The sequence below is a fragment of the Chryseobacterium vaccae genome, from assembly GCF_009602705.1.
Taxonomy (GTDB): domain Bacteria; phylum Bacteroidota; class Bacteroidia; order Flavobacteriales; family Weeksellaceae; genus Chryseobacterium; species Chryseobacterium vaccae.
Window position 1 is genome coordinate 3,670,380 of the sequence record NZ_VSWH01000001.1, and the last position, 11,685, is coordinate 3,682,064.

The 11,685-nt window shown below is 37.8% G+C and carries 11 protein-coding genes; 2 read left to right on the forward strand and 9 right to left on the reverse strand.

The annotated features are described in order from the left end of the window. Nucleotides 1-4: 4 nt before the first annotated feature. Nucleotides 5-421, reverse strand: a complete 417-nt coding sequence (locus FW768_RS16750; protein WP_153397361.1) for a RapZ C-terminal domain-containing protein — start codon at nucleotides 419-421, stop codon at nucleotides 5-7. A 171-nt stretch (nucleotides 422-592) separates the two neighbouring features. Further along, complete coding sequence (locus tag FW768_RS16755) at nucleotides 593-1,612, reverse strand: aminoglycoside phosphotransferase family protein (RefSeq protein ID WP_153397363.1); 1,020 nt, start codon at nucleotides 1,610-1,612, stop codon at nucleotides 593-595. Between the two features lie 220 nt (nucleotides 1,613-1,832). Here FW768_RS16755 and xrtF point away from each other — a divergent pair, with 220 nt between their 5' ends. Next, complete coding sequence (gene xrtF, locus FW768_RS16760) at nucleotides 1,833-2,363, forward strand: exosortase family protein XrtF (protein WP_153397365.1); 531 nt, start codon at nucleotides 1,833-1,835, stop codon at nucleotides 2,361-2,363. Further along, nucleotides 2,350-2,790: an exosortase F system-associated membrane protein gene (locus FW768_RS16765; protein ID WP_153397367.1), complete on the forward strand. Its 441-nt coding sequence runs from the start codon at nucleotides 2,350-2,352 to the stop codon at nucleotides 2,788-2,790. Before xrtF ends, FW768_RS16765 begins: the two co-directional genes overlap by 14 nt. Nucleotides 2,791-3,022: 232 nt before the next feature. Here FW768_RS16765 and FW768_RS16770 read toward each other — a convergent pair whose 3' ends face one another. The 7 genes from FW768_RS16770 to FW768_RS16800 form a co-directional block, all read right to left on the reverse strand. Continuing rightward, a complete protein-coding gene (locus tag FW768_RS16770; protein ID WP_153397369.1) occupies nucleotides 3,023-4,021 on the reverse strand; it encodes a cation diffusion facilitator family transporter in 999 nt (332 codons plus the stop codon). A gap of 54 nt (nucleotides 4,022-4,075) precedes the next feature. Further along, on the reverse strand, nucleotides 4,076-5,068 hold the full coding sequence (locus FW768_RS16775) for an aspartate-semialdehyde dehydrogenase (RefSeq protein ID WP_153397371.1): 993 nt from the start codon (nucleotides 5,066-5,068) through the stop codon (nucleotides 4,076-4,078). Between the two features lie 73 nt (nucleotides 5,069-5,141). Continuing rightward, complete coding sequence (locus FW768_RS16780) at nucleotides 5,142-5,573, reverse strand: hypothetical protein (RefSeq protein WP_153397373.1); 432 nt, start codon at nucleotides 5,571-5,573, stop codon at nucleotides 5,142-5,144. A 78-nt stretch (nucleotides 5,574-5,651) separates the two neighbouring features. Further along, nucleotides 5,652-8,312, reverse strand: a complete 2,661-nt coding sequence (locus FW768_RS16785) for a TonB-dependent receptor (protein ID WP_153397375.1) — start codon at nucleotides 8,310-8,312, stop codon at nucleotides 5,652-5,654. A 209-nt stretch (nucleotides 8,313-8,521) separates the two neighbouring features. Next, a complete protein-coding gene (gene nadC, locus FW768_RS16790; RefSeq protein WP_153397377.1) occupies nucleotides 8,522-9,382 on the reverse strand; it encodes a carboxylating nicotinate-nucleotide diphosphorylase in 861 nt (286 codons plus the stop codon). 13 nt (nucleotides 9,383-9,395) lie between these two features. Next, nucleotides 9,396-10,967 (reverse strand): L-aspartate oxidase, encoded by a 1,572-nt coding sequence (gene nadB, locus FW768_RS16795; protein ID WP_153397379.1) that lies wholly within the window; start codon nucleotides 10,965-10,967, stop codon nucleotides 9,396-9,398. Between the two features lie 29 nt (nucleotides 10,968-10,996). Further along, the gene (locus tag FW768_RS16800) at nucleotides 10,997-11,623 is read right to left on the reverse strand and encodes an NAD(P)H-dependent oxidoreductase (RefSeq protein WP_153397381.1); all 627 of its coding nucleotides are present in this window, start codon (nucleotides 11,621-11,623) and stop codon (nucleotides 10,997-10,999) included. Nucleotides 11,624-11,685: the final 62 nt, after the last annotated feature.

Consider the following 11,685-nt stretch of genomic DNA (forward strand, 5'->3'; position numbering starts at 1 on the left):
CTCATTACTGATTACCGATATTCAGGTGGTGCTGTTCGTCATGGTGAAGGCTTATTTCTGTACCTTCAGGATATTTTTCGCGGATGAATTCGGCAATTTTGATCGCTGAATAGACAGATCTGTGCTGCCCCCCGGTGCATCCGAAACTGATTTGAAGATTTTCAAATCCTCTTTCCAGATAATTGTCGATATTGATGGAAATGATGTTTTTTACCAGCTCAAGGAATTTAGGCATTTCGGTTTGGGTTTCCAGATATTCCTGAACGCCGGGATCATTTCCGGTCTGCGTTTTATATTCTTCAATTCTTCCGGGATTCAGAATTCCTCTGCAATCAAAAGTGAAACCGCCTCCGTTTCCGGTATTGTCTTTAGGAATTCCTCCTTTTTTGTACGAAAAACTGTGTATGTCGATGTGTAGCATTTCTTCTTTTTTTATTTTATTTGAACTATTAAGGTTGATTAAGTTTTAAGGGAAATTAAGATTTTGATCAATCAAAATTATTCAGGAGCTCTTTATAATGTTCGTTAATAAAAGAATTTAAGACTTTATTATATTATCTGTGAAAACATTAATCTTAACATTTAAAAGCTCTTAATGGTTTAAAATGACATTAATTTTTAATTTTGTTTCCTCCGTTGTGAGTTGTTTGATCACTTTTTTCAATTCAGGAAAGTCATCCATCTGTTCCCAGTATTCTGCGAATTGGGCAATATTTCTGATTCCCATTTCCAGACTAGTAAGGAAATGCTGTTTCCGTTGGATGAGCCCTCTAAATCCATAAGCACCAAGTACCTGCAGGAATCTCATCATCTGTAATGGTCTTACCGATTTTTTTAGTTGAGATTGGTTTTCCATATTTTCAAACTGTGAAATATAGAAATCAAGCATTTCATTTTTAAAGTCTTCCGGAAAATTGGCTTTAGCCTGAAAAAGAAAAGAAATTACATCATACATCAACGGTCCTTTCATCGCAGACTGGTAATCAATGAAAGAAACCCCGTCATTTTCATCCACCATAATATTTCTGGCCTGAAAATCACGGATCATAATCCCTTTGGGCTCCAGGGTTTCAATAAGAGTGGCTATTTTTCTGAATTCTTTCAATAAAGCTGACTTTTTGTACTCCAGTTCGAGCACATCTGCTACAAAGTTTTTAAAGTAATACAGATCGTGGATCACCGGAAGTTCATCATAACTTTCATATTCAAAAGTTTTAGCGAAATCTATTTTCCCTTGTGTAAGAACCTGAAGCTGGAAAAGTTTTTCCAGAGTTTGCTTTACCAGAGATTGTATCCGGCGGGAAAGCCCTTCTTTGGTAATAAGCTCTGAAAGGGTATTTTGCCCAAGATATTGCTGAATATACATTTTTCTGTCATCAGAAATTGCAAATATCTTTGGGGTATTAAGGTTGAGCTCAGAGAAAATTTCAGAATAATAAAGAAAACTTTCATTTTCCGGAATATTCTCATTGCCGGTTACAATATATTTCCGGGTGCCGGATGCGGCCAGAAAATTCATCCTCGCAGAGCCGCTTTGAGCTAATGTAATAAACTCAGAAGAAGTTTCACCCAGATAATTTTCAAAAAATCGTTTTGCGTTTTCGGAAGTCATAATATGGAAACAAATATACTAATTTACAGTGAGTAGAGAATAGATGCCGGATGAAGGTTTTGGATGATTGTAAGGTGAAGATTATCAGTGGTATGTGTTTGATTTGGGATTTCACTTGTTTTAAAGGCTTCTCGTGTTTTTCATCTTCCTGCTTTGATGTTTCATCCCCAAAACCTTAACTTTTCTCCTTCATTTTCACCCTAATTTTTATCTTTGCAGTATGCTAAAGGATTTTAAGCCTGTTTTACATATTCTGCTGAGGTTCATCATCATCTATATGGTGCTGCTTTTTGCATATCAGTTTTATCTGAACAGCGGAAAAGGAGAGGGGCTTGATCTTTTTTCAAGAATGATTGCCGGACAGGTAAGCAGTATCCAGAATGCGCTGGGCTATCCAACACGTCTTTATGATGATATCAAAAATGAGCAGGTCTGGTTTTATGTAAAGAAGGATTATGCGACCAGAATGGTGGAAGGCTGTAATGCCGTTTCTGTAATGATTTTATTTGCTGCTTTTGTATTTGCTTTTTATAAGGGGGCAAAAACGTTTGTATTTGCTCTTGCAGGCCTCGCTTTGTTGTATGTAATGAATCTCATAAGGATTGCTGCCCTGAATATTGTGATGACCGATCATGCTGAATACGGAAAAATGTTCCATGATTTTGTTTTCCCTGCAATTATTTATGGGACGGTAGTGCTTCTTTGGCTGATATGGATCAAATTTTTTGCTTTAAAACATGAAAATTCTTAGCTGGCTATTGGTAGTAGTGGGAATCTACGGCCTTGCAGGGGTGAGGTTGCTTGAAGGACAGATTTTCTATGATCCTTTTCTGGACTATTTTCATGAAGCCAATAAAAATATTGAATTTCCACAGTTTGAATGGGGGAAGCTGCTCATATCACATCTTTTCAGATTTTTGCTGAATCTGCTTTTTTCCTGCCTGATTATTCAGTGTCTGTTTAAAAAACGCGATTGGACAATACAGGGAGCCCTTCTGATCACGATTATTTTTGTGATTACCCTTCCAATCTACCTTTACTGTATCTATGATCGTTTCGATATCGGATACCTTTTCTCCTTTTATATGAGAAGGTTCGTCATTCAGCCTCTAACATTGCTACTGATTGTCCCTGTATTTTACTACAGAAGACAGATGCTTATGGGAAAAGAAAGCTGAAAAAGAACGTAAATAACCTTAGTTCAGAATAAGAATATCTAATTGATGAAAGTTTGAAGCCAGATGATGGAAGAGGGAGGTTCTGAAGGTCATCAATAATAGATTGCCATCTTTTTTAGCTAATTTGATTTTACAGATGTTTTCAGTATTTATAACTAAAAGCGACTTCCCTCTTCCAGCCTTTAATTCCTTAACCCGATTCAGGTTAAACAAGTGAATATGGTACCAGTTATTACTCTACTGAATGCTTATCAACACTTGTTACATTTTCAGGAGTCCATTTAACTCTTTTTACAAAGTCTTTTTCGCGGACCGGACAGTCTTTGATCTGGCAGACCGGGCATGAGATGGTTTTACAATCATCCATATGGAAATTGAATTCGATATTTCTTTTGATATTTTGGGCAAGAAGGACAATCATTTTTTCCATCTCGTTATGGGCATCGCGGAGGCTATAATACCAGGGTAAAGTAATATGAGCATCAATATGAAGGGAGGCCCCGAATTGCTGGATTTTCATGTTGTGAACATCAATCCATTCTGTTTTCCTGTTATCTTCCAAAACCCTGATGATCTGATTAAGAAGTTCCGGATCCTGTTCATCCATAATCCCGCTTAAGGATTTTCTTACAATTTTATAGCCTACAAAAATAATGTAAGCTCCAAAAACAAGGGCTACCGCTGAATCCAGCCAATAGATTTTAGTAAAATATACAACGACTAAACTGACTACTACGCCAAGAGTGGTTATGGTATCAGATTGAAGGTGCTTTCCGGAAGAAACAAGCACCAGTGAATTCTCTGCCTGACCTTTTTTAATGGAAATATAGCCAAGAAGATAGTTAACAATAGCCGTTGCTGCTATAATCCATATGCCCAGATCCAGCTTGTCAAGAGTTTTTCCGACGATAAGACTGTGAGCACCTTCATAAATAATCATGATTCCTGCAATGGCAATCAGGGCCCCTTCTATACCGGATGTGACAAACTCTACCTTTCCATGGCCGTAAGGATGGTCTTCGTCTTTGGGTTTTGCAGCAAGATAAAGAGAGTAGAGGCCCATAAATGCACTGATTACATTTACGATACTTTCCATGGCATCTGAAAACACAGCATCTGAATTGGTGAGTTTCCAGGCGATGATCTTTCCGATGAAAAGAATGACTCCAAAACCGGCAATCCATTTTTGAAAGCCTATTTTATCTTTATTGTTTTTCTTTTTTTTGTCCATAGGTTTGATAAAAAAAAGAATCTCAATTTTGAGACCCTTTTTTATTTTGTTAGTTTAAACTAAGTTGTTGGCTGCTAAGTATTCTGCAATCTGTACAGCGTTCGTTGCGGCTCCTTTTCGCAGATTGTCTGCTACGATCCAGAGGTTGAGCGTTTTGGGCTGTGAAAGATCGCGTCTTATCCTGCCGACGAAAACTTCGTCTTTCCCTTCGGAATACAGCGGCATTGGATATTCGTTGTTTTTTACGTTATCCATTACTACTACGCCCGGGGTTTCGGATAAGATTTTTCTTACTTCGTTGAGGTCGAACTCATTTTCAAATTCAATGTTCACACTTTCTGAGTGGCCTCCCTGTACCGGAACTCTAACAGCTGTCGCTGTTAGGTTGAAGGTGTCATCCCCTAAAATTTTCTTAGGTTCTTTCATCAGCTTGATCTCTTCTTTTGTATAGTCATCATCACTGAATACATCACAGTGAGGAAGAGCATTTTTGAAGATCTGATAAGGATATACTTTGGTTACGGAGTCATCTCCGCTGATCTCTGAGTTCAGCTGGTCTACAGCAGCTTTACCGGTTCCTGTTACCGATTGATAGGTGGAAACGACTACTCTTTTAAGATCATATTTTTTATTCAAAGGTCCTAAAACCATTACGAGCTGAATGGTTGAACAGTTCGGGTTGGCAATGATCTTGTCTTCTTTGGTTAAAACATGGGCATTGATTTCCGGAACGATCAGTTTTTTATCCGGATCCATTCTCCAGGCTGAAGAATTGTCGATAACCGTTGTTCCGACTTCTGCAAAAAGAGGAGCGAATTCCAGGGAAGTAGAACCTCCTGCAGAGAAAATAGCAATATCAGGTTTGGCAGCTATAGCGTCCTTCATGCTTACAATCGTAAATTCCTTCTGTTTATACTTCACCTTTTTACCTACAGATTTTTCGGATGCTACCGGAATTAATTCTGTTACAGGGAAGTTTCTCTCCTCCAAAACTTTAAGCATAACTTGTCCAACCATTCCTGTTGAACCTACTACAGCTACTTTCATTGATTTAATTAAAAATTTAAAGATTAAACTATTTAAAAAGTTAACTCATAAATGATAACTTATTTTTATGTTTTTAAGCCCCAAAGACTCTTGTCCAAGGGAATGCGAATGCAAATAAACCTGCCGCTATAAGCCCCATGATTACAATTCCTAAAGAAATGGTATCGTTGGATTTTACTTTTTTGTTGATGATGGTCATCAATACGGCCGCAATAAGCATAGAAAATGGATGTTCTACATATTGAAATCTTAAATCTGCATTTTTCATCACAGATCCCATATCCATTCCTTTAGTAAAGTTGATCACCAACATAATGATTCCCAAAAGGAACTGGATGTGGAAGAAGATCATTGTAAAGAGCGTGGTCTTCTTCAAAAATTTGTTCACTTTGCCGCTGAAGCCGAACATGGTTGCTAAAAGCGCAATAATAAATAATGCTACTAAAAGAAGCTCAAGATACCCGAATCCTTTGTGGGCATTAAGTAAAATTTTGTAAAAATCCATAATCAATTTTTTTTGTACACAAATATAACAAAAATCCCGGCGAAAAGCCGGGATTTGATAGGTATAAAATCTATAATATTAGAATCTATATGAGATTGATGCAGACCATGTTCTTCCGAATCCAAAGAATACTTGGTTAGAAGTATCCAAACCTTTGTAGAAGTTTGCTGGATTGTTGATGTAAGCATTATATAGTTGCTGTGCCTGCTGATCAGTATTAGTAGATGTTTTGAAATCAGCAACATCTTTAACATGATTTGAAGACTTACCATCAGAGATATAAGTAGTATCAAACAGGTTATAAACATTACCCGTTACAATAAGTCTGTTTCCGTTATTCAGGTTGAAAGAATAAGATACACCTAAATCAAAAAGATTATAGCTAGGCATCTTTAAAGCTCCTTTTTCAGCTGCTTTTGGAATTACGCCATTATTGATGATGAAATTTTGGTCAATGTTAAATGTTCCGTATAAATTATCAGCATATCTCCAAGTACTGAAAACGCTAAGTTGTTTTACTGGTTTTAAAGTAAATCCTAAAGCTGCAGTTGTTTGTGCTGCATCAGAAACTTTAATACCATCTAACGCCAGCTGTACTGAGTTACTGTTAGTTTTAGGATCAGTTATAGCAACGTTATTATCATCGAATAATTCTCCAACAGGATTGTTTTTGTATTTCCAGTTACCTATTGAGAACATACCGTTTAATTCTAAGTAATCTGTAACTTTATAGAATGCTTCGAATTCTGCCCCCATGTGAACTTCCTGTACACCTAATAAGTTTACATAAGCTCTGGTTTGGTTATTTGGATTTGATGGGGTAGGAGTATTAATATTAACATTGGTAACTCTTTGGAATCTGTCTTTCCATGAAGTGTAATACAGGTTAACATTAGCTCTGAAAGCAGAACTTCTGAATCCGTATCCTAACTCTGCAGAAGCAATTTTTTCGTTCTGTAGATTAGAATTTAATACCTGTTGATTATTTGGATATACCGCATAGTTATTAGGCTGTTTAGAATAATAACCCATATTGGCAAAAACGTTATGCTGCTCATTGATATTATAGTTGATACCAGCTTTAACATTGTATCCCCAAATTCCTTTAAATCCGGTTTTAGTATTAACTACCTGATTTTGTTGTTTGGTAACACCGTCTATAACCCAATTGTCAATTCTCTGGAACTGCTGATTGGAAAGTGACCCTTGTAGAAATGCTGAAATGGCATCGTTTGAGTATTCCAACTGTCCAAAAGTTCCTAACCACATTACTTCTCCGTTAAAGTTTCTGCTGGCAATCTGTGAATTATCTTTGATTGCTTTTACAAAAGGATTAGCAGAAGGCTTAGGCTCGTAAGATTGTGTAACAGAGTAGTATGGTGCTGCATTCAGGTTACTGTTTTCACGATATTCTGAATTCCCTAACATTCCTGAGATAAGACCCGGGTGGTAACCATAATAATATCTTCCGTCTAAACCTGCAGAGAAGCTCCAGTTAGAATTAATTTTATGTTGGAAGTTAGTTAAGAAACCATACCAGTCATGAGAATTAATATGTGATCTTCTTACAAGACCACTAGTTCTGGTGGCAATTCCCGGATTTGGATTAGCAGGAGCTGCTGTACCGGCAGCGTTTGAGAAATCTGGGATGGCTGCTCCTTGGTTCCATGCATAGATATCATCAAATCTGATTTGTCCCTGGTCATTTTTAAGTTTTGCACTGTTGATATTATTACCATTAATACCTCCTAGGAAACCTGTTCCTCCACCTCTTCCCCAAGAAGCATATAATACAGTGGATAACTTAGATTTTTCTGAGATATTCCAATCCCAGTTAACAGATGCTACAGGTTTGCTGTAAAAGTTAACGGATTGAGAGTAAACATCTCCTTTTAAATATCCCCAGTTTGGATTATATCTTCTGTTAGGTTCTCCGTTTTCACCATATTTAATGAAATCGGAAATTCTACTCTGATAGTTTTGCATGTGCCATTGAGGAGCACCTGTAAAAGTAAACTGGAAATCATGCTTTTTATTAGGTTGGTAACCTAAAGCGAAATAATAGTTATATGATTCAAAATCAGTTCCATCAACATACATTGCTCCTGCTGTTCTTGACATTAAGAACGAAGAAGACCATCCTTTTGCTGACTTACCTGTATTGTATGAAAATAAAGTTTTAAGATATCCATCATTACCAAGTCCTACAGTAACGTTACCTTCTCTTTTTTTGTCCGCCGCTCTTGTTAGTACGTTAATAGTACCTCCAATAGATGCGATTGCTAATTTAGAAGATCCAAGACCTCTTTGTACTTGCATTGCAGAAGTTACGTCAGATAGTCCTGCCCAGTTTGACCAGTAAACAGATCCGGATTCCATGTCATTTACAGGGACACCGTTTATCATTACAGCAGTGTTGTTCATATCAAATCCACGAACATTAACTCTACCGTCTCCAAATCCACCGCCTCCTTTAGTTGCATAAATAGACGGGGTTGTGTTTAAGATTTCAGGGAATTCCTGATTTCCTAATCTTTCAACAATCTGAGCTTCTTTAATTGTTGAAACTGCTACCGGAGTTTTTCTATCTTTAGCGATATCGGCAACACCAGTTAATACAACTTGTTCAATGTCATTAGACTTCGCTTTTGCGGTGTCCTGAACTTGTTGAGCATAATAGACACTGGCTGTAGAAAGTGTGATTACTGCAGACAGCATCGATTTGTTGATTAATTTCATAATCGTTAGTAATAATTAGATTTAATTTTCTGCAAAATTCGCAAAATAAATTTTAACTATTATTAACTCAATGTTAATTTTTACTAAATCTTAATAAGCTTTATGTTGTTGATTTTCAGTATTATGGACAAAAGTTGAATTTCTATATGAAAAAAATCATATTGTTGAATTTTTAACAAACAGGGGCTCTTTTTATTAAAAATACAACGCTATTTCACGGCTTTGAGACTCAAATCGATATTCTCAGCCGAGTGAGTAAGGGCTCCGGCGGAGATAAAGGTAACTCCTGTAGAGGCTATTTCTTTTAACATATCACGGGTAATTCCACCTGATGCTTCAGATTCACATAATCCATTGATCATTTCTACGGCCTGTCTCATCGTTGGAACATCCATATTGTCAAGCATGATTCTGTCAACTTTTGCTTTGATAGCTTCCTGAACTTCGTCAAGATTTCTTGTTTCTACCTCAATTTTTAATTTTTTCTTATGGGTTTTGATATAGTCTTTAGCCATTTTTACAGCATTGGTAATGCTTCCGTTGTAGTCAATATGATTGTCTTTCAGCATGATCATATCATATAATCCATATCTGTGATTGGTTCCTCCGCCTATGGCTACTGCCCATTTTTCACATATTCTGAAATTAGGCGTTGTTTTTCTGGTGTCTAAAAGTTTGGTTTTTGTTCCCACCAGTCTTGAGTCCCACTCGTGAGTTAAAGTGGCAATTCCGCTCATTCGCTGCATGCAGTTCAGGATCAATCTTTCGGTGGAAAGGATAGACCTTGCGCTTCCGGTTACAATAAGGGCGACATCTCCTACTTTTGCGGCAGCTCCGTCTTTGATGAAGGTTTCAACCTTCAGGTTTTTATCAAAAGTTTTAAAAATAATTTCTGCCAGCTCTACCCCTGCTAAGATACAATCCTGTTTTACTAAAAGCTTGGCGCTTTGTTCAAGATCCTGAGGAATGGTGGAAAGAGTGGAGTGGTCGCCATCCTGAATGTCTTCTTCAAGAGCGTTTTTAATAAATGTTTTTAATGCTTTATCGGTAACGTAGCTGGGCTTTTTCATTATACTATTTTGTTTAGGCTAGATCTTTATTGTAAAATGCTCCTTTATTTTCTTTCATTTCCATAGATTCGGTAATGATAAGATGGGCAACGGTGGTCAGGTTTCTTAGTTCTGATAACTGAGGGGAAAGAATGGAGTAACGGTAAATTTCATCCACAGCAGCGGCAATCTCCTGATGTTTCTGGAGTGCCATATTTAAACGTCTGTTGCTTCTCACGATACCTACCAGGTCACTCATCATTTCCTGAAGCTGTTTTCTGAGATAGCTTACGATAACCATTTCATCCATGATTTTCATACCTTCTTCGTCCCATTCCGGTACTGCTTTCAGATCATCGAAATTGAAGTTGTTTTCATTCAGCAGTTTTACTGTTTTCATAGCGGCATTGTGCCCGAAAACTAAACCTTCAAGTAAAGAATTTGAAGCCAGTCTATTGGCTCCGTGAAGGCCTGAATTGGTACATTCACCTACAGCAAAAAGGTTTCTTATGGAAGATTGCCCGTCTCGGTCTACTTCAATTCCGCCCATCAGATAGTGGCAGGCAGGAACAACAGGAATAAGCTGTGTGAAAGGGTCTATTCCTTCATCTTTACATTTTTTATAAATATTCGGGAAGTGTTCAAGGAATTTTTCATGATCCATTTCGCGGCAGTCCAGACCTACATATTCGTCCCCGGAAATTTTCATTTCATTGTCAATGGCTCTTGCCACGATGTCTCTGGAGGCCAGTTCTTCACGCTCATCATATTTATGCATAAATTTTTCGCCTTTTTTGGTTCTTAATTTAGCGCCGTCTCCACGCACCGCCTCTGAAATCAGGAAAAGCATGCCGTCAATCTTGCTGTAAAGTGCGGTTGGGTGAAACTGATAATACTGCATGTTGGAAACCTTTCCTTTGGCACGGGCTACAAAAGCAATTCCGTCACCGGTGGCAATGGTAGGGTTGGTTGTATTTTTGTAAACATGTCCGGCCCCTCCGGTAGCCACCAAAGTGATCTTTGATGTGATTTTCTTGATTTTTCTTGACTTTTCGTCCAGAATGTAGGCTCCGTAGCAGTGAATATCACCTTCGTTCAGTTCTTTTCCCGGAACGTGGTGCTGGGTGATGATGTCTATAACGTAATGATGATCAAGTATCTCAATATTAGGACTGCTATTGGCTGTTTCAAGCAGTGCTCTTTCAATTTCAAAGCCGGTGATGTCTTTGTGGTGTACAATGCGGTTTTCCGTGTGGCCGCCTTCTCTTCCTAACGCAAATTTTCCGTTTTTCATGTCGAAGTTGGCGCCCCATTCTACAATTTCATTAAATCTTGCAGGGGCTTCCTTTACTACCATTTCCACCACATCGCGTTTGTTTTCACCGTCTCCGGCACGCATGGTGTCCTCAATATGTTTGTCGAAATTATCGTTTTTGAAATCGGTGACCACGGCCAGTCCGCCCTGTGCATATTTCGTATTGCTTTCGTCTTCGTCAGATTTGGTTACGATGATGATCTTGGCATCAGGAAACTGTTCAGAAACTTTTATGGCATAAGAAAGTCCCGAGATACCGGAACCAATTACTAATACATCCGCTTTTATCATATGCTTGCTTTAGGTACAATCGTTTAATATCAAATAAATTTAAACAATTTTTCGTTTGGTTTTCGTACTTTTTTCATGTGTTGGAAGTGATCTTCCTCGGAACGGTACCCTAAAGCGAGGGTAACGGTTACTTTTTCGGTTTCGGGATTGATATTCAGAACTTCTTCTATCACATCCTGCCGGAAGCCTTCCATAGGGCATGAGTCAATATTCTCGATAGCGGCGGCATACATCAGATTGGCCAGTACTATATAAGATTGTTTTTCTGCCCACGTGAAAATTTCATCCTGTGTTTTCTGGCTGATATGCTGGGTAATGCTTTTTTTAAAAAGATCGAGATTTTCCAACGGAGTTTCCCTTACTTCAGAAATATGACTGAAGTATCCCCGGATATAGTTTTCCTCAATGGTTTTCTTTGAAATGATCACAATGAGATGGGAGCACGTAGAAATTTGAGAAGGATTATAGAAAGCAGGAATTAACTTCTGCTTCATTTCTTCACTTTCAACAACAAAGATTTTGTAAGGTTGAAGTCCCAGTGAGCTGGCCGACAGTTTTCCTGATTCAAGAATATTATGCAGGATTTCCTGAGGAATGATCTCATGGTTAAATTTCTTCACAGAATATCTTCTGCTTAAAGCTTCCAAATAATTCATAGGACAAATTTAAGAATTGAATGCGAATAAAGCGTGTTTAAAATCAAATAAAAAAATCACTC

Excerpts from the sequence above, each read along its gene's own strand:
- FW768_RS16750 (WP_153397361.1), bottom strand. The coding sequence starts at position 421 with ATGCTACACATCGACATACACAGTTTTTCGTACAAAAAAGGAGGAATT.
- FW768_RS16755 (WP_153397363.1), bottom strand. The coding sequence starts at position 1,612 with ATGACTTCCGAAAACGCAAAACGATTTTTTGAAAATTATCTGGGTGAA.
- xrtF (WP_153397365.1), top strand. The coding sequence starts at position 1,833 with ATGCTAAAGGATTTTAAGCCTGTTTTACATATTCTGCTGAGGTTCATC.
- FW768_RS16765 (WP_153397367.1), top strand. The coding sequence starts at position 2,350 with ATGAAAATTCTTAGCTGGCTATTGGTAGTAGTGGGAATCTACGGCCTT.
- FW768_RS16770 (WP_153397369.1), bottom strand. The coding sequence starts at position 4,021 with ATGGACAAAAAAAAGAAAAACAATAAAGATAAAATAGGCTTTCAAAAA.
- FW768_RS16775 (WP_153397371.1), bottom strand. The coding sequence starts at position 5,068 with ATGAAAGTAGCTGTAGTAGGTTCAACAGGAATGGTTGGACAAGTTATG.
- FW768_RS16780 (WP_153397373.1), bottom strand. The coding sequence starts at position 5,573 with ATGGATTTTTACAAAATTTTACTTAATGCCCACAAAGGATTCGGGTAT.
- FW768_RS16785 (WP_153397375.1), bottom strand. The coding sequence starts at position 8,312 with ATGAAATTAATCAACAAATCGATGCTGTCTGCAGTAATCACACTTTCT.
- nadC (WP_153397377.1), bottom strand. The coding sequence starts at position 9,382 with ATGAAAAAGCCCAGCTACGTTACCGATAAAGCATTAAAAACATTTATT.
- nadB (WP_153397379.1), bottom strand. The coding sequence starts at position 10,967 with ATGATAAAAGCGGATGTATTAGTAATTGGTTCCGGTATCTCGGGACTT.
- FW768_RS16800 (WP_153397381.1), bottom strand. The coding sequence starts at position 11,623 with ATGAATTATTTGGAAGCTTTAAGCAGAAGATATTCTGTGAAGAAATTT.